Consider the following 16,912-nt stretch of genomic DNA (forward strand, 5'->3'; position numbering starts at 1 on the left):
ACTTGTAAATCCCCACCTACTACACCCCCCCACGCCCGGGCGGCCCGCGGGCAGCCGCCCGGGGGCCCGGAGGGGCGACCGGGTCCGGCCGGACCACGTCCCCTCCACGGGTGAGGGATCGGGCGGCGCCGCTCCAGGAACGCCGCGGACCTGACGTTCCCCGAAGCGACGGACCCGCCCCGACCGGGGACGGGCCCTGCCGCAGAGGAGCGACGCCGTGGACCGCGACACCGTGGACGCAGCCGCACGGGTGCTGGTGGCCGACGACGAGGAGGACATCCGGCTGCTGGTCTCCGTCGCCGTGCGCAAGGCCGGCTGCACGCTGCTCACCGCGGTCGCCGACGGGGCGCAGGCGCTGGCCGCCGCCCGCACCGGGCGACCCGACCTGGTGGTGCTCGACGTGTCCATGCCCGAGCTCACCGGACTGGAGGTCTGCGCCGAACTGCGCGCCGACCCCGCCACCGCGGGCACCCGGGTGCTGCTGCTGTCGGCCGGCGCATCCCCGGACGACGTCGCCCGCGGGCTGGCCGCCGGCGCCGACGCCTACCTGCCCAAGCCGTTCACGGTCGCCGGCCTGGTCGCCGAGGTCCGCCGGCTCTGCCCGCAGGGCAGCCCCGCGTGACCACCCTGCTCCGGCCGACCACCGCCGGATCCCCTCCCGAGCCCCCTCCCCCGACCTCCCGGGTCGCCCCCACCGCGCTGGCCGGCGGCGCCGTCGCCGCGGTGGCGGTGCTGCTCACCCGGCCGGAGTCGACGGTGCTGCTCGGCGCCGCCGGGCTGCTCGCCGTCCTCGCCGTCGCCGAGCTGGCCAGGCGCCTGCGCGGGCAGCTCGTCGCGTCCGCGGCGCTGGAGGGCCAGCGCCGGGAACTGGTGACCCTCGGGCAGTCGACGGCCGAGGAGCTCGAGGTCGCCACCCGGATGATGCGGGCCCGGGCACAGACCATGACCAGCGTCATCGACGCCGTCACCGAGCAGTCGATCATCGGCACCGACCCCGACGGGGTCGTCCGGGTCTGGAACCCGGGGGCGGAGCGGCTGCTCGGGCTCCCGCGCGCGGAGGTGGTCCGGCAGCGGAACATCACCGAGTTCCACGACCCCGAGGAGCTCCGGCCCGGCGCCGACCCGGCCGCGCGCTTCGCCGCGCTCGTGCAGGTGGCGCGGGAGCAGGGCAGCGACGTCCGGGACTGGACGTACCTGACCGCCGACGGACGGCGGCTCACCGTCGCCGTCGCGATCACCCCCCGCACCGACGACGACGGCGAGCAGGCCGGCTGGAACTTCGTCGCCACCGACATGACCGAGGCGCGGGCCACCGAACGGCTCAAGGACCAGTTCGTCAGCCTGATCTCCCACGAGCTGCGCACCCCGCTGAGCTCCATCCTCGGCTACCTGGAACTGGTCCTCGACGACCCCGACCAGCCGCTGACCGACGAGCAGCGCCAGTACCTGGGCACCGTCGAGCGCAACGCCCAGCGCCTGCTCCGCCTGGTCGGCGACCTGCTGTTCACCGCCCAGGTGGACGCCGGGAAGTTCACCCTCCAGCCCGAGGACGTCGACCTCGCCGCCGTGGTGCGCGCCGCCGAGGAGACCGCACGGGTCACCGCGACCGCGCGCGGCATCGCCCTGGCGGTGGAGGTCCCCGCCGACGGCCTGGTGGTGCGGGGCGACCCGCTCCGGCTGGGACAGGCCTGCGACAACCTGGTCTCCAACGCGGTGAAGTTCACGCCCGCCGGCGGCTCGGTCACCCTGCACCTGCGCCCGGGCTGGCAGGACAGCGCCGGCGCGGAGGTCGACCCCGGTACCGCCGGCGCCCGCCCCGTCGCCCTGCTGTCGGTGAGTGACACCGGGGTCGGCATCCCGACCGGTGAGCAGGGACGGCTGTTCACCAGCTTCTTCCGCGCTTCGACCGCGCGGCGCAACGCCGTCCCCGGGGTCGGCCTCGGCCTCACCATCACCAAGGCGATCACCACGGCGCACGGCGGCACGCTCGACGTGACCAGCGCCGAGGGGCGCGGCACCACCTTCGTCGTCGCGCTGCCCCTGGGCTGACCGCCCCCCGTCCGGATCCCACGGACGGCGCAGCGACCGCCCCCGTCCGGACCCCTCCGGGCGGGGGCGGTCGCGTCTGCGGTCGGGCGCTCCTTCTTGGGGTTTTCTTGCGGATCGCTCGCGGGACCCCTGCGGAAGGGCCGCCAGAGTCGTGTCTGTCGCCGGGATCCCCCGCCGACACCGGCACGAGCCCAGGGAGACCCGCCATGAGCGCCACCACCACCGCCACCGCCACCCGCGGCCGCACCGCCCGCAAGATCATCGGTTCGCTCGGCGTCGTGGGCGCCGCGGCCGCCGTCGCCGGCCTGGGCACCTTCGGCACGTTCACCGACAGCACCACGCCGCTGAACGCCTCGGTCAGCACCGGGAAGCTCGACATCAACCTGAACCAGGCAGGCACCGCCACCCTGCCGATGAACGTGGCCGGCTTCGTGCCCGGCGACTCGTTCAGCCGCGCGGTCGACCTGACCAACGACGGCGACCTGGCGTTCTCCGGCCTGAAGTTCTCGTCGACGGCCGAGGGGTCCAGCGTGCTTGTCACCGACCAGGCCAACGGACTGCAGCTGAGCATCAAGTCCTGCCCGGTTGCGTGGACCGAGTCCACCACCGGCGGTGCGACCACCTACAGCTGCACCAGTGCACCCACGGAGCTGGTCGCGGGCCCGGCCCGCATCGTCGCCACCCCGGCCGACCTGAAGAGCCTGGCCGTCGGCGGCACCGACCACCTGGTGATCACCCTGTCGCTGCCCGAGAGCGCCGACAACCGGTTCCAGGGGCAGACCTCGACGCTCGCCCTGACGTTCACCGGCACCCAGGCCACCGGCACCGCCCGCTGACCCGGCGCTCCCCCACCCGCTGACACCCTCCCGGAGGAACCGCCATGACCACCGCCCTGCTCGCACCCCTCGCACCCACCGCGGACGACGACCAGCGTCCGGCGCAGCAGCTGACCCAGGCCACCCGCCCGTCGGGCGCCGGGAAGCGGGCCCTCGCCCGGGCGTCGCGCTGGACGGTGCGGCTGGGCGTCGCGCTCGCCGTCCTGCTCTTCGCGGTCCTGGCGATCGGCCCGCACGTCCTCGGCTACCGCACGATGACGATGCTGACCGGGAGCATGTCCCCGGTCATCGACCCGGGTGACGTCACGATCGTGACGCCGCTGCCGGTCGACGAGGTCGAGCCGGGGATGATCATCGCCTACCACATCCCGGTCGACGACCACCGTCTCGTCACCCACCGGGTCCTCTCGGTGGAGCACGGCGAGAACGGGACGGTCACCGTCGAGACCAAGGGTGACGCCAACGCTGCGATCGACCCGTGGCAGGCCACGCTGCAGGGCGACACCGCCTGGCAGGTGCAGGCCGTGGTGCCCGAGCTCGGTCACCTGATCGAGGCCCTCCGCACCCCGGTCGTGAGCCAGGCCCTGGTCTACGGCGCCCCGGCGCTGCTGGCCGGCTGGCTGCTGCTGACCATCTGGCGCCCCGTCGAGACCACGAACCCCCGCGCCGAAGCCGAGGACGAGGACGACCAGCCGTGACCCGGGCCCGACGGGCCCTCGTCGTGGGGGCCGTCTCCCTGGCCACCGTGCTCGGGCTCACCGCCCCCGCCCAGGCCGCCTACACCGACACGGCCACGACGACCGCGACCGTCGGGACCGCGACCATCGCCCCACCGACGAACGTCGGCACGCGCGGCACCTGGTGCTTCATCTGGTTCAGCACCAGGGTCACCTGGGCGCCCAGCACCTGGCCCGACGTCATCGGCTACCGGGTCACCGCCCAGACGTCCGGTGGCGGCTCCACGGTGGTGGCGCAGACCGACGCCTCGACCACGAGCGCCTCCGTCTCCGGCTACCAGACGAACCGCAGCCTGACCTTCACCGTCACCGCCCTCACCAGCTACGGCTGGACCGCCGCATCGCAGACAGGACCAGTCACGTGCTGACCGCCCTCGTGATCGACCCCTCCGCCGCCGGTCGCCGGCAGGTCACCGGCCTGCTCGAGCTGACCGGCTGGCAGGTCCACGAGGCCGGGGACGCCGAGGACGCCCGCTGGCTCGCCGGCGTCGTCGCCCCGGACCTGGTGGTCACCGCCGCGTCGGTGCCCGGCGCCGAGGACGGGCCCGCCCTGCTCACCGAGCTCCGCGCCGCCGGCAGCACCGCCCGGTTCCTGGTCGTCGCCGAGCAGCCCACCGTGCAGGTGCGCGCCGCCGCCGTCGCGGCCGGCGCCCTCGCCTGCCTGACCGCCCCGCTCGACGCCCGCCCGCTGCTGGACCTCGTCCGCCGGCGCGCCGCACCGACCACCGGCACCGGGCCGGCCGCCCGGGAGATGGTCGACGTCGAGGACCTGCACGAGGCCCACCTGGACGCCGAGCTCACCGAGCGGCTGCAGCTCATCTACGACGACGCGCTGGCCGGCCGGCTCTCCGCGATCAGCACCGGGATCCGCGTGGGCGACCCGCGCGCCGTCGCCGACGCGGCGCACACCCTGGCCGGCACCTCCGGTCAGCTGGGGCACCCCGAGGTCGCCGGCGTCTGCCGGGCCATCGCCGCCGACGCCCGGCGCGGGATCATGGCGCACGGTCTGCTCGCGCAGCTGGCCGACCTGGCCCGCACCTCTCGCCCGGCCGACGAGGCCGCGCGGCGCAGCCGGCTGGCCCGGGTCGCCGACGCGGTCAGCCTGCAGGGCTCCGGCCTGGCGCTCGCCGCCGATGCCGCCGCCGGGCGGCTCGCCGCCCGCCGCTCCGACCTGGCCGCGTGACCCGGCTGCTCCCGGTCGGCTGATCAGGCGACGAGGCGGTAGCCGACCCCTCGGACGGTCTTGATCTCCGGCGAGTTCAGGCCCGCCGCGGCGAGCTTGCGGCGCAGGTTGGACATGTGTGCCTCGACGAGCCGGAGGTTGCCCTCCCAGTCGGTCTGCCAGACCTCGCGCAGCAGCGTCTCGCGCTGCAGCACCCGGCCGGGCCGGGAGACCAGCGCAGCCAGCAGGTCGAACTCGGTGCGGGTCAGGTCGACGGGAGCGCCGTCCACCCGCACCTCGCGGCTGTCCGGGTCGACCTCGAGCTCGGCCAGCCGCTGCACGGAGTCCTCGAGGGGCGCCCGCGGCTCGGGCACCGCCACCGTCCGGGGGCGCCGCAACATGGTCTGCACCCGGGCCACCAGCTCGCGCGGGGAGAAAGGCTTGGCCATGTACCCGTCGGCGCCGACGGCCAGCCCGATGAGCAGGTCGACCTCCTCGGCGCGGGCGGTCAGCATCAGCACGTAGCAGTCGGTCTCGGCGCGCAGCTGCCGGCAGACCTCCGTGCCGTCGGCGTCGGGCAGGCCGAGGTCCAGCACGACGACGTCGGGGGCCTCCCGGCGCACCTCGGCCAGGCACTCGGCACCGGTCGTCGCCTCGCGGACGTCCATGCCCGCCCGGCGCAGGACGGTCACGACGAGCTCGCGGATCTCCTGGGTGTCCTCGACGACGAGGACCGACTGACCCGACACGACCTCTCCTCCGCACGATGCACTGCTCGCAGGACACCGCAGGTGCGGCGTCCTGGGCAGGTCATCGTCACGCGGGGGCCGGGGATCGAGCCGCCACCGACTCCGTGCACCCGAACGGGTGAGCCCGGCGCCCCCGGGGCGTCGGCCCGCGCGTGGTCGGCGGTGCGGCGCTCAGCGGCGGGTCATCCGGTAGCCGCCGTGGTGCAGGACGCCGTCCCGCAGCTCGCCCGAGGCACGGAACCCGAGGTCGTCGAGGTACTCGATCCGGTTGCCCTCGACCCAGTACCGGCCCTGGTAGGCGTGCGGACGTCCGTCGCGGGTCTCGTCGTAGCGGCCGTCGGGCAGCAGCTCCTGCACCAGGAAGCCGGTCTCGTCGACCCACGCGCCGACCATCGACTGCGGCTCGGCTCCGGTGCGGTCGGTCGGTGTGGTGCTCATGGTGGTCCCTCTCATCCGGACAGGTGGGGTGCGCTCCGGAGAGCGCACCCCCACCGTCGCCCGGGACGGGAGCGGGAGGGAGGCCGCGCTGCTCCCCCTCAGACGAAGGCGCCCATCCCGGTGATCGAGCGGCCGACGATGAGGGTGTTCATCTCCCGGGTGCCCTCGTAGGAGTACAGCGCCTCGGCGTCGTTGAAGTACCGGACGACGTCGTGGTCCAGGACGATGCCGTTGCCGCCGAACAGCTCGCGGGCCATCGCGACGGTCTCCCGGCCGCGGCTGGTCACGTAGCTCTTGGCCAGCGCGGCCTGGTCGTCGCCGAGCGCGTCGACCTCCTGCAGCTGGGAGATCCGCACGGTCATCCCCAGGCTCGCGGTGACGTTGCCGAGCATCTTGGCGAGCAGGTCCTGGATCAGCTGGAAGCCACCGATCGGTCGGCCGAACTGCTCCCGGCTCTTCGCGTAGGCGACCGCGGCCTCGTAGGCCCCGACCTGGCAGCCGACGCCGCTCCAGGCCACCCCGCCGCGGGTCACCTTGAGCACCTTGTTGACGTCGCGGAAGGAGTTGCCGCCCTCGAGCTTGTTCGCCGCCGGGATGCGGCACCCGGTGAAGGTCAGGTCGGCGTTCTGGACCGTGCGCAGCGCGAACTTGTCCTCGATCTTGGTGGCGGTGAAGCCGGGGGTGCCCTTCTCCACGACGAAGGTCTTCACCTGGTCGTCGGCGACGTCGCGGGCGAACACCACGACGACGTCGGCGAAGGTGCCGTTGCCGATCCAGCGCTTGGCGCCGTCGAGCACCCAGGAGTCGCCGTCCCGCCGGGCGGTGGTGCGCATGCCGCGGGCGACGTCGGACCCGCCCTCGGGCTCGGTCAGCGCGAAGGCGCCGATCGTCTCCATCGCCATCATCGAGGGGATCCAGCGCTGCCGCTGCTCCTCCGACCCGAGGATCATGATCGAGCCCATGGCCAGGCCGTTGTGCACGCCGAGGAAGGTGGCGATCGAGGCGTCGACCCGGGACAGCTCCATCGCCTGGAAGCCGGTGAACAGCCGGGAGGCGCGGGGGCGGCCCTCCCAGTCGTAGGAACGGCCGACGATGTCGGCCTCGGCGAACTTCGGGATCAGGTCCATCGGGAACTCGGCGGCGGCCCAGGCCGCGTTGACCCGCGGCTTGACCTCCGACTCGAGGAACTCGCGGAGGGCCAGCAGCTCCTTCTGTTCCTCGTCGCTGAGCAGCGACTGGAAGGCGAAGAAGTCGGCGGGCAGCAGCAGGTCGGTGGTCACGCGGCAGGGCCTCTCTCGTCGTCGGCGTCGACCCCCCGACGGTACTACTCGCCAGTAACAATCGTCTGCCGCCGGGGCAGGCGGGCGCCGGGCGGTGGGGTGTGCGGCGACAGCCGGCGGGGCACGGAGCGGGCACGTCCGCCGGGTCATCCGGCGACCGACACCCCAGGAGCTGACGACGATGAGCCGTGCCACCCTCCCCGGCCACCGGTCCCGCTGGCGGGCTGCCCTCGCCGGGATCGCCATCGCCACCGTCTCGTTCACCACGGCCGCCTGCGGCGGCGGCGAGGAAGGTGAGGACGGCGGCGGCATCGTCGAGGACGGCGGCGGTGGGCAGGAGGACGGCGGCGAGCAGGAGGACGGCGGGGAGCAGGAGGACGGCGAGGACGACTGAGCCGCCGCACCGTCGACCGGCCGGCCCACCGAGGGCCCTGCTCGCGGTCCGCGCGGCCGCTGGCAGGGTAGGCGACCGGGCCCGACACGGCGCTCCGCCGTCCCCAGGTGGAGCCCCTGTCCACCGGTCGCCGGACCGGCGCCCGCCGCCGACGCCGCTCCCCCACGCTGGGACACCCGACCGATGAGGAGGTCCCGTGCAGGGGACGACCGCCGAGGACGTACTGCGACTGCTGCTGGCCGGCGGCCGGCTGGCGGCCGAGCCCGGGGTCCGGGTGGCCGACCTGGACCGGGTCGTCATCCGGCTGACCAGCCGCGACCCGGGGGTGGACAGCGACGGCCAGGCCCAGCGGGTGCTCGGTGAGCTGCTCCCCCACCTGTGGGAGGCGGGCTGGCAGCCGGCGGACGTGGTGCACGTGGTGCGCCGCCGGGCCAACCAGCGCGCCGCCCGACTGGCGGCCACGGTGATCGCCGGGTCCACCCCGGCCGGCACGGACCGGGCGCCGGCCGCCTGGTCGGCCCAGCTGGCCGCGCTGGACGCCCGCGGCGGCACCGTCGCGGAGTGGTGGCGCGCCGAGGGCACCGCCGCGGCGGCGGCCTGGCGCGAGGTGCTGCGGGTGATCGGCGTGCTGCGGGCACTGCCCCGGGTGGAGGAGCTGCTGCCCCCGCCGTCCCGGTGGGCCGCAGGCACCGGTCCCGACCCGACGGTGGTCAGCGACGAGCGGGTGCTCAGCCGGGTCCGCGGGCTGCTGGCCAAGGCGGAGTCCACCGAGTTCGCCGCGGAGGCCGAGGCGCTGACCGCCAAGGCCCAGGAGCTGATGGCCCGCTACGCCATCGACGCCGCGATGGACGGGGCCACCCCCGGGCCCGGTGCGGGCGGGGTCACCGCGCGCCGGTTCCACCTCGACGACCCGCACGTCGAGGCCAAGGCGGCGGTGCTGCAGGGCGTCGCCGCGGCCAACGGCGTGCGGGTGGTGCTGATGCCCTCGTTCGGCATCGCCACGCTGGTCGGGTTCGCCGCCGACCTGGACCTGGTCGAGCTGCTGGTCACCTCGCTGCTGGTGCAGGCCGGCCGCGCGCTGGACCTCGAGCTGCGCGAGGGCGGCACCCGCACCCGGTCGACGGCGTGGCGCCGGGGCTTCTGGCTGGCCTACGCCGCCCGGGTCGCCGAGCGGCTCACCGACGCGCGCGACGCGGCGCGCACCGAGGCCCGGGCCACGTACGGCAGCGCGCTCGTGCCGTTGCTGGCCGACCGCGAGGCCGCGGTCGACCGGGCGGTCGAGGAGCTGTTCCCCCGCGTCCGGCGGCGGCAGGGGCCGGTGGTCGACCCGGCCGGCTGGGACGCCGGGCGGCGAGCCGCCGACGAGGCCGACCTCGGCGGCGACCGTCGCGCCCTGCCGTCAGGCTGACCCGGGCTTAGATCAGTACGTCGAAGGTGGAGCCCACCTCGGACATCAGCATCGCCTGCTGGGTCAGGTCGGTGGCGGTGCTGATCCACCCGGCCACGTAGAGCAGCTGCTCGGGCAGCACGTCGTCCAGCGACGCCACCCCGGCAGCGAGCGAGGCCTGCCCCACCGCATTGCACGCCAACACCATCATGATCGACCCCTTCCGTCCCAGGAGAGGTCGGCAGTCCCAGCCGGAGCTTGAGCCCCGGGCGCCCGATCGGGCGACCACCGCCCCCGAAGGGGTCAGGTCGGGCCGGCCGTCCGTCAGGCGCGGGGGTCGAAGGGGTCGCGGCCCGGCGGCAGGTTGGACAGGTCCGGGGCGACGACGGTCGCCTCGGTGCTGTCCGGCAGCGCGAGGGTCGCCTGGGCCGGCTCGAGCAGCAGGTCCCCGGTGCCGCGCGCCATCGTCTCGCCGCGGAAGAACGCCGGGGCGACGAGGTTCCAGACGACCATCAGCACCAGGCCCAGCACCAGCGAACCGACGCCGACGACGAACACGCCACCCACCCCGCCGATCACCGTGTAGCCGTAGTCAGGGTGGGCGTACTCGACGCAGGCCAGCACGAAGACCAGCAGCATGAACAGCCCGCCCAGCAGCGGCAGCACGAGGCGCATCAGCACGTCCCGCGCCGACCGGAGCGAGCGCCGGAACCCCCAGGCGCAGGCGAAGCCGGTCAGCCCGTAGTAGAAGGCGATGAGCATGCCGGTCGCGGTGATCGAGTCGATCAGCACGTTCTCGCTGACCAGGGTGAGCCCCACGTAGAAGGCGATCGAGACGATGCCCATCCAGAGGGTGGACACCGTCGGCGTCAGGTACCGGGGGTGGATCCGGGCGAAGGAACGGGGCAGCGCGCCGTAGGCGGCCATCGACAGCGTGCCGCGGGCGGTGGGCAGGATCGTCGTCTGCGTGCAGGCGGCGGCCGAGCTGAGCACCGAGATGATCAGCAGCGCCTCGAACGCCCGGCCGGCGACGTCGTCGCCGAAGACGGTGGCCCCGAGAGCGGCGAAGACGTCCTCGGCGTTGGCCTCGTTGCCCAGCCCGATGCCCTCGCTGCCGACGCCGGCGAAGGCGACGGTGGCCACCGAGACCACCACGTAGATGCCCACCAGCAGCACCGTGGAGATGATCGCCGCGCGCCCCGGGGACCGGGTCGGGTCGGCGGTCTCCTCGTTCACCGCGAGCGCGGAGTCCCAGCCCCAGTAGATGAAGATCGCCAGCAGCGCGGCCTCGGTGAGCGCCGGCCAGCTCACCCCCGACGGCCACAGCCAGGACAGCGACGGGGTCAGCGACCCCGCGGGGGCACCGCCGCCGTACACCTTGACCAGCGCGTAGCCGGCGAAGGCGACCAGCACGACGACCTCGATCGCCAGCAGCACCTTCTGCAGCCGGGCGGTCGGCTCGATGCCGCGGTAGCAGATCCAGGTCATCAGGGCGATCCAGCCCACGCCGGCGACCGTCGTCCAGAGCGCGCTCTCGGCCAGCCCGTCGAGCCCGACCAGCCGGTAGCCGTAGGAGCCGGCGATCTGCGCCAGGTTGGCCATCACGATGACGTCGGCGGCGATGATCCCCCAGCCACCCATCCACCCGGTGCGCGGACCGAAGGCCCGCGCCGCCCAGGTGAAGGTGGTGCCGCAGTCGGGCTCCCGCTTGTTCAGCTCCGAGTAGGCGACCGCGATCAGCCACATCGGCACGAACGCCAGCAGCATGATCGCCGGCGCCTTGACCCCGACGGCGATGACGACGAAGCCCAGGGTCGCGGCGAGCGCGTAGGCCGGCGCGGTCGAGGAGACGCCCAGCACGATGGAGGAGGCCAGCCCGAGCGCGCCGCGCTTGAGCCCCTTGTCGACCGCCTGCCCGTCGACCGCCTGCCCCTCGACCCGCGGCGGCGCGAGCTGCCCACCCGCCGGGGACGAGCTGCTCACGCCGGGGTCGCCATCGGTTGCATGCCACGGTTATCGCACAGCGGCGCGCCGGGCGGCGAACCAGGGGGACCCGGCCCGCGGCACGGACGTGATCTGCGTCCGGAGTGGTTGCGGCAACCAGGCTGCACGTGACATAACTCCGTGTCAGGTGCTCAACAGCGAGCCGTGACTCTTCGGCGAGCCGCCGGGGCATCGACGTGGATGGTGACTGTGAGAGAGCCGACTGGAGTCGGCGGGGCGTCGGGCACCGACCAGGAGGCCGCGCAACTGCGCGCCCAGCTGGCGATCGCCGCGGCGGAGATCGGCACCTTCGACTGGGACCTGGTCACCAAGCAGCTGGTCTGGGACGAGCGCCTGATCGAGCTGTTCGGGTACGACGTCACGACCTTCGAGCAGACCATCGAGGCGTTCAACGCCCGGGTGCACCCCGACGACCTGCCCCGGGTGAGCGAGGCGCTGGAGACGGCGATCGCCGAGTGCGGTGAGTTCGACGCCGTCTACCGGGTGGTCCCGCCGGGGGACGCCCCCCGCTGGGTCTCCGCCCGGGGCAAGGCGCTGCCCGGCGACGACGGCACCGCGGTCCGGCTGATCGGCGTGGCCGCCGACGTCACCGCCGCGCTGGACGGCGAGGCGCGGGTGACCCGGGTGCTCGAGGCGATGCCCGCCGGCTTCTACTCGCTGGACCACGAGTGGCGGTTCACCCACGTCAACGCCGAGGCCGAGCGCCTGCTGCACCACTCCCGGGAGCAGCTGCTCGGGCGGGTCGTGTGGGAGGCCTTCCCCGCCGCGGTCAACAGCATCTTCGAGGAGCGGTTCCAGGAGGCGCTCACGACCGGGACCCCGATCGCGTTCGACGCGCACTACCCGGCCCCGCTCGACGGCTGGTACGAACTCCGCGCCTGGCCCACCCCCGAGGGGCTGTCGGTCTACTTCCTGGAGGTCACCGAACGCCGCCGGGCGCAGGACCGGGCCGAGCGCGCCGTCCGGCGGCTGGCCCTGCTCGCCCGGGTGAGCGCGGAGCTGGCCGGCACCCTGGACGTCCAGTCGGCGACGGCGCGGCTGCCGCGGATCGTCGTCCCGGCACTGGCCGACTTCTGCATCGTGACCGTCATCGACGCCGACGGGCAGCCGCGCGACGTCGGCAGCTGGCACGTCGACCCGGCCAGCCGCGCCCTGCTGGACCGCTACGCCGCGGTCCGGCTGGACGCGATGCCGCTGACCGCGCCGGTCGCGCGGGCGCTGTACGCGGAGGAGGCGGTCTCCTTCCGCGGGGAGGACGTGGCCCAGCTGCTGCCGATCGGCCCGGCACGGGAGCTGATCGCGGTGCTCGCCCCGGGCAGCGAGGTGGCGCTGCCGCTGCGCGCCCGAGGCCGCACCCTCGGCCTGCTCACCCTCTTCTACGCCGATGGGCACGAGCCCACCGACGAGGACGTCGCCGTCGCCCAGGACGTCGCCGACCGGGCCGGCCTGGCGCTGGACAACGCCCGGCTGTTCGGCCAGCAGCAGCAGATGGCCGAGGGGCTGCAGCGCAGCCTGCTCACCGACCCACCGGAACCCGACCACGCCGAGATCGTGGTGCGCTACCTGCCCGCGGCGGAGGCGGCCCGGGTGGGCGGGGACTGGTACGACGCGTTCCTGCAGCCCAACGGCTCGACGATGCTGGTCATCGGCGACGTCGTCGGCCACGACACCGCGGCCGCCGCCGCGATGGGCCAGGTGCGCAGCCTGCTGCGCGGCATCGCGGTCTACAGCGACGCGGCGCCGGCGGAGGTGCTGCGCGGGCTGGACACCGCGATGACGATGCTGCAGCTGGACACCATCGCCACCGCGGCCGTCGCCCGGTTCGAGCAGACCGACGACGAGCGGGAGCGCGGGGTGACCCGGATGATCTGGGCCAACGCCGGGCACCTGCCGCCGCTGGCGCTCAACCCCGACGGCAGCGTGGCGGTGCTCGCCGACTGGAAGGCAGACCTGCTGCTCGGCGTGGACTCCGCGACGGTGCGCACCGACTCGGTGGTGACCCTGGACCGGGGCGCGACCGTGCTGCTCTACACCGACGGGCTCATCGAGCGCCGCGACGCGGACCTGGACACCGGCCTGGACCGGCTGCGCACCGCGCTGGCCGAGCTCGCCGAGCGGCCGTTGCAGCAGCTGTGCGACGAGCTGATCGAGCGGCTGGTCGAGGGCAAGCCGGACGACGACGTCGCGCTGGTCGCCGTCCGGCTGCACCCGCAGGACCGGCCGCGGCCGGCCGAGGCGGGGCCCAACCGGGTGCCCGACGCCGTCCCGGCCGACCCGGCGTCCCCGTAGCCCACCCGGCGGGTGGGGCGCGGCCGTGCCAGGGTCACGGCGTCGCCCCACCCCGTCTGGGAGGACCACCGTGGAACTGCCCGCCTCGCTGCTCACCCTGCTCCGCGGGCCGAGCCCCTGCTTCCTGGCCACGCTGATGCCCGACGGGTCGCCGCAGATGACCCAGACCTGGGTGGACACCGACGGGACGCACATCGTGGTCAACACCGTGGCGGGGTTCCAGAAGGTGAAGAACATGGCGCGCGACCCGCGGGTGGCGGTGAACGTGGCCGACCCCGCTGACGTGTCCCGGTACGTCGCCGTCCGGGGCCGGGTCGTGGAGGTCACCGCGGACGGTGCCGCCGAGCACATCGAGCAGCTCGCGCAGAAGTACCTCGGCGGCCCCTACCCCTGGTACGGCGGCCGCGACCAGCAGCGGCTGATCGTGCGGATCGCCGCGGACCGGATCACCTCGCCCCAGGGCTGACCCGCGAACCGCCGTCCGGAACCGCCACGGGCACCACTCCCCCGGTCACGCAGCCGGCGTGAGCGGGGGCCGGTCAGCGCCTGACGCCGCTCCGACCCGAGGTGCGGTCGCGGTCGTGCTGCTCGATGGAGTGCGGGACGGCGACGGACGCCGGCGGGGGCAGCCCCAGCGGGACCTCGGACTCCTCCTGGGCCGCCGACCGCCGGGCCAGCACCGCGACCCCGACGACCAGCGCGACGACGCCGAACACCTGCCCGGCGGTGGCGAGCAGGCCCGGCTGCAGGCGCTCGCCGTAGACCAGGCTGGCCAGCCCGACGGCCACCAGCGGCTCGAGCACCGCCATCGCCGGGAGCATCTCGATCAGCGCGCCGGACTGGTAGGCCCACTGGGCGAAGACGATCGACGCGGCGCCGCTGGCCAGCAGCACGTAGGTGGTCCAGGAGGTCAGCAGCTCGGCAGGCGGGTGCGCGACGACGTCCTTGAGCAGCAGGCCGGTGAGGCCGAAGCCGAACCCGGCGGCGATGCCGAGGGCCAGCGCCTTGTGCGGCGCGGAGGGGCGCAGCGCCCACAGCGCGGCCAGCACCATGCTGCCGGCGCCGGCGCCGAGGCAGGCCAGCAGCGGCGCCGGTTCGGCGAACCGGGAGCCGTGGTCGGGCTTGGCGGAGACGACGAAGACGGCGAGCGCCACGACCACCAGCCCGGCGGCGACCCACTGCCCCCGGTCGGGCAGCGTGCGGCCGGGGTGCCGCCGGTCGATCAGCGCGCCGAGGGCCAGCGAGAGGACGAGCCCACCGGAGAGCAGCGGCTGGACGATGACCACCGGGCCGAACGTGAGCGCGGCGGCGTGCAGCAGGAAACCGACGAGTGCGGCGAGCTGACCGAGCAGCCAGCCGCGGTGCCGGACCAGCCGGCCGACCAGCCGGAGCACGGCGCCGTCCGGCAGGGACTCCCCCGCCGACGTCGCGCACCGGTGCTGCACCACCGTGGAGGTCGCGAAGGCGCACGCCGACAGCAGCGCCAGGACGATGGCCGCAGTCACACCGCCGAGTCCACCACAGGATCGTCGTCGAGGCCGGGCGACGACGAGCCCGCGGCGCACGAGCCCCACCCGTCACAGGTGTCCGCCGCTACGGTGGGCCCGGTGCGCGACGGGGTGGGCAGGACGACCGGCGTCGACCGGTCACCCCGGGGCAACCCCGGGGGTCGTGTTCGTGCTCAGCATCTCGTCACCCGCCCGGCCGTGCGCTCCGCGCACCTGATGGCGCCTCGATCAGGGGCTGGCTGGCCGCCCCGTCGCGCACCCGACCGGTGATCGCACCGACCGAGCGGCGGGCGGCGACCACCGCCGCCGGCATCGCCGTCGCCCTGCTGGGTGGCCGCTGGCGGCGGCGGGAGATGGTCCGGCGGACGGCGGTCGCGCTGGGGTTCCCGCGGGCGCCGCGGTGGGTGGGCACGCTGGTCGGCGAGGTGCTGGCGGCCTACCGGGACGCCCCGGTGGACCGGCCGCGGGAGCTCGCCGGGTTCGTCCGGACGACGGAGGGCTGGCGGCGCGGCTGGACGGTGGTGCCGCAACCGCGGGTGGTGCACTGGCAGCCGACGACCACCGACGTGGCGTTCCGCCGGTACGGGGTGACGGAGCTGCCCGACCTGGCGGCGCTGGCCCGGCTGCTGGACCTGGACGCCGGCGAGCTGGCCTGGTTCGCCGATGCGCACCGGCTGGAACGCACGGTGCGGGAGCCGCTGCGGCACTACCGGTGGCGGACGGTCGGCTCCCGGCTGGTGGCCGCGCCCAAGCCGCGGCTGAAGGAGGCGCAGCGGCGGCTGCTGCGGCACGTGGTGGGCCCGCTGCCGGTGCACGGGGCGGCGCACGGCTGCGTGCCGGGGCGCTCGGTGCGCACGGCGGTGGCGCCGCACACCGGGGCGGCGGTGGTGCTGCAGCTGGACCTGGAGGCGTTCTTCCCGAGCATCGCGGCCGAACGGGTGCGCGCGCTGCTGCGGACGGTGGGCGGGCTGCCGGAGCCGGTGGCGCACGCGGTCACGGGGCTGGTGACGACGGTGGTGCCGCGGTCGGTGTGGGCGGCGGTGCCGGTGCCGGCCGACCTCGACCGGCACGTCCGGATCGGCCGGCGGCTGGCGGTGCCGCACCTGCCGCCGGGGGCGCCGACGTCACCGGCGCTGGCGAACCTGGTGGCGTTCCGGCTGGACCGCCGGCTGGCGGGGCTGGCCGCGTCGTTCGGTGCGGAGTACACGCGGTACGTCGACGACCTGACCTTCAGCGGTGACCGCGGGCTGGACCGGGGGCGGTTCGAGGCGCTGGTCGGCGAGGTGGTGGCCGAGGAGGGGTTCCGGCTGAACGCGGCGAAGACCCGGTCGACGACGGCGGCGGGGCGGCAGTCGGTGCTGGGTGCGGTGGTGAACGTGCACCCGACGCTGCCGCGGCCGGAGCGGGACGCGCTGCGGGCCCTGCTGCACAACTGCGCGGTGCACGGCTGGCGGTCCCAGGTGCGCGACCGCGACCCGGCGACGTTCCGCGACCACGTGCTGGGCCGGGTGGCGTGGGCGGCGTCGATCGACCCCGGGTTCGGCGCGCGGGCACACCGGCTGGCCGACCGCATCGACTGGTCGGCGGCGTAGTCCGCGCCGTGCGCCCGCGTGACGTTCGGGCACTCTGGACGGGTGATCGACGAGACGACCCCGCCGGTGAGCTACCGACCGATCCGGGGCGCCCGGTGGCTGTTCCCGCTCGTGTTCGCCGTGTTCGCCGTCGCCGCGATGTGGCTCGTCGCCGCGACGGTGCGAGGCGACGGGCCCCCGCTGGTGTTCCTGCTGCTCTGGCTCGGCGCCCTGGGCTGGAACGCCTGGTGGTTCCTCTTCCGGATCTCGGTGGAGCTGCGGGTCGACGGGGCGCGGCTGCACTGGGCGACGCCGCTGCGACGCGGCACCGTCTCGCTGCTGGACGTCGCGCTGGTCCGGCGCAGCCGGCTCTCTCCCCAGCTCGCGGTGATCGAGCTGCGGACGGGGCGGCCGCTCGTGGTCCCGGTCCGGTACGGCTTCGCCGCCCTGGAGCGGGAGGTCGTCGCCGGCTCCCCGGGCGCGGTGGTCGAGGAGTCGTAGCGCCGGC

At 75.0% G+C, this 16,912-nt stretch carries 18 protein-coding genes; 12 read left to right on the forward strand and 6 right to left on the reverse strand.

All coding sequences use genetic code 11. From position 1 onward, the window contains the following. The first annotated feature begins 217 nt into the window (after window positions 1-217). The 6 genes from ACI79U_RS19430 (at window position 218) to ACI79U_RS19455 (ending at window position 4,805) form a co-directional block, all read left to right on the forward strand. Complete coding sequence (locus ACI79U_RS19430; RefSeq protein WP_457071618.1) at window positions 218-622, forward strand: response regulator; 405 nt, start codon at window positions 218-220, stop codon at window positions 620-622. Further along, on the forward strand, window positions 619-2,049 hold the full coding sequence (locus tag ACI79U_RS19435) for a sensor histidine kinase (protein WP_457071616.1): 1,431 nt from the start codon (window positions 619-621) through the stop codon (window positions 2,047-2,049). The genes ACI79U_RS19430 and ACI79U_RS19435 overlap by 4 nt, the downstream gene beginning before the upstream one ends. A 206-nt stretch (window positions 2,050-2,255) precedes the next feature. Then, window positions 2,256-2,885: a TasA family protein gene (locus ACI79U_RS19440; protein WP_457071614.1), complete on the forward strand. Its 630-nt coding sequence runs from the start codon at window positions 2,256-2,258 to the stop codon at window positions 2,883-2,885. A 44-nt stretch (window positions 2,886-2,929) separates the two neighbouring features. After that, entirely contained in the window at window positions 2,930-3,583 is a 654-nt protein-coding gene (locus tag ACI79U_RS19445; protein ID WP_457071612.1) for a signal peptidase I, read from the forward strand. Continuing rightward, a complete protein-coding gene (locus ACI79U_RS19450; RefSeq protein WP_457071610.1) occupies window positions 3,580-3,990 on the forward strand; it encodes a hypothetical protein in 411 nt (136 codons plus the stop codon). The genes ACI79U_RS19445 and ACI79U_RS19450 overlap by 4 nt, the downstream gene beginning before the upstream one ends. Continuing rightward, window positions 3,984-4,805: a response regulator gene (locus tag ACI79U_RS19455; protein WP_457071608.1), complete on the forward strand. Its 822-nt coding sequence runs from the start codon at window positions 3,984-3,986 to the stop codon at window positions 4,803-4,805. The genes ACI79U_RS19450 and ACI79U_RS19455 overlap by 7 nt, the downstream gene beginning before the upstream one ends. A 23-nt stretch (window positions 4,806-4,828) precedes the next feature. On the opposite strand, the gene ACI79U_RS19460 is transcribed toward ACI79U_RS19455, so the two are convergent. The 3 genes from ACI79U_RS19460 to ACI79U_RS19470 all read right to left on the reverse strand — a co-directional run bounded on the left by ACI79U_RS19460 (window position 4,829) and on the right by ACI79U_RS19470 (window position 7,251). Next, on the reverse strand, window positions 4,829-5,533 hold the full coding sequence (locus ACI79U_RS19460; protein ID WP_457071606.1) for a response regulator: 705 nt from the start codon (window positions 5,531-5,533) through the stop codon (window positions 4,829-4,831). A gap of 171 nt (window positions 5,534-5,704) precedes the next feature. Continuing rightward, window positions 5,705-5,971 carry an Atu4866 domain-containing protein gene (locus tag ACI79U_RS19465; protein WP_457071604.1) on the reverse strand — a complete coding sequence of 89 codons (267 nt, stop codon included), beginning with the start codon at window positions 5,969-5,971 and terminating at the stop codon, window positions 5,705-5,707. A gap of 98 nt (window positions 5,972-6,069) precedes the next feature. Then, window positions 6,070-7,251, reverse strand: a complete 1,182-nt coding sequence (locus tag ACI79U_RS19470) for an acyl-CoA dehydrogenase family protein (protein WP_457071602.1) — start codon at window positions 7,249-7,251, stop codon at window positions 6,070-6,072. A 181-nt stretch (window positions 7,252-7,432) separates the two neighbouring features. Between ACI79U_RS19470 and ACI79U_RS19475 the strand changes: the two genes are divergently transcribed. Next, window positions 7,433-7,645, forward strand: a complete 213-nt coding sequence (locus ACI79U_RS19475; protein ID WP_457071600.1) for a hypothetical protein — start codon at window positions 7,433-7,435, stop codon at window positions 7,643-7,645. Window positions 7,646-7,841: 196 nt separating this feature from the next. Then, complete coding sequence (locus tag ACI79U_RS19480) at window positions 7,842-9,053, forward strand: DUF2786 domain-containing protein (RefSeq protein WP_457071598.1); 1,212 nt, start codon at window positions 7,842-7,844, stop codon at window positions 9,051-9,053. Between the two features lie 7 nt (window positions 9,054-9,060). Here ACI79U_RS19480 and ACI79U_RS19485 read toward each other — a convergent pair whose 3' ends face one another. Both ACI79U_RS19485 and ACI79U_RS19490 read right to left on the reverse strand, forming a co-directional pair. Then, complete coding sequence (locus tag ACI79U_RS19485; RefSeq protein ID WP_457071596.1) at window positions 9,061-9,243, reverse strand: hypothetical protein; 183 nt, start codon at window positions 9,241-9,243, stop codon at window positions 9,061-9,063. Between the two features lie 113 nt (window positions 9,244-9,356). Continuing rightward, complete coding sequence (locus ACI79U_RS19490; protein WP_457071593.1) at window positions 9,357-11,015, reverse strand: APC family permease; 1,659 nt, start codon at window positions 11,013-11,015, stop codon at window positions 9,357-9,359. 210 nt (window positions 11,016-11,225) lie between these two features. Here ACI79U_RS19490 and ACI79U_RS19495 point away from each other — a divergent pair, with 210 nt between their 5' ends. Next, on the forward strand, window positions 11,226-13,325 hold the full coding sequence (locus tag ACI79U_RS19495; protein WP_457072677.1) for a SpoIIE family protein phosphatase: 2,100 nt from the start codon (window positions 11,226-11,228) through the stop codon (window positions 13,323-13,325). 70 nt (window positions 13,326-13,395) lie between these two features. Beyond that, window positions 13,396-13,791: a PPOX class F420-dependent oxidoreductase gene (locus ACI79U_RS19500; RefSeq protein ID WP_457071589.1), complete on the forward strand. Its 396-nt coding sequence runs from the start codon at window positions 13,396-13,398 to the stop codon at window positions 13,789-13,791. A 73-nt stretch (window positions 13,792-13,864) separates the two neighbouring features. Here the strand turns inward: ACI79U_RS19500 and ACI79U_RS19505 are convergent, their stop codons facing one another. Continuing rightward, on the reverse strand, window positions 13,865-14,830 hold the full coding sequence (locus tag ACI79U_RS19505) for a DMT family transporter (RefSeq protein WP_457071587.1): 966 nt from the start codon (window positions 14,828-14,830) through the stop codon (window positions 13,865-13,867). 740 nt (window positions 14,831-15,570) lie between these two features. Here ACI79U_RS19505 and ACI79U_RS19510 point away from each other — a divergent pair. Together ACI79U_RS19510 and ACI79U_RS19515 are read left to right on the forward strand one after the other, a co-directional pair. Continuing rightward, the gene (locus ACI79U_RS19510) at window positions 15,571-16,425 is read left to right on the forward strand and encodes a reverse transcriptase family protein (protein ID WP_457072679.1); all 855 of its coding nucleotides are present in this window, start codon (window positions 15,571-15,573) and stop codon (window positions 16,423-16,425) included. 42 nt (window positions 16,426-16,467) lie between these two features. Continuing rightward, complete coding sequence (locus ACI79U_RS19515) at window positions 16,468-16,905, forward strand: hypothetical protein (RefSeq protein WP_457071583.1); 438 nt, start codon at window positions 16,468-16,470, stop codon at window positions 16,903-16,905. Window positions 16,906-16,912 lie beyond the last annotated feature (7 nt).

The organism is Modestobacter sp. SYSU DS0904, from assembly GCF_054051115.1.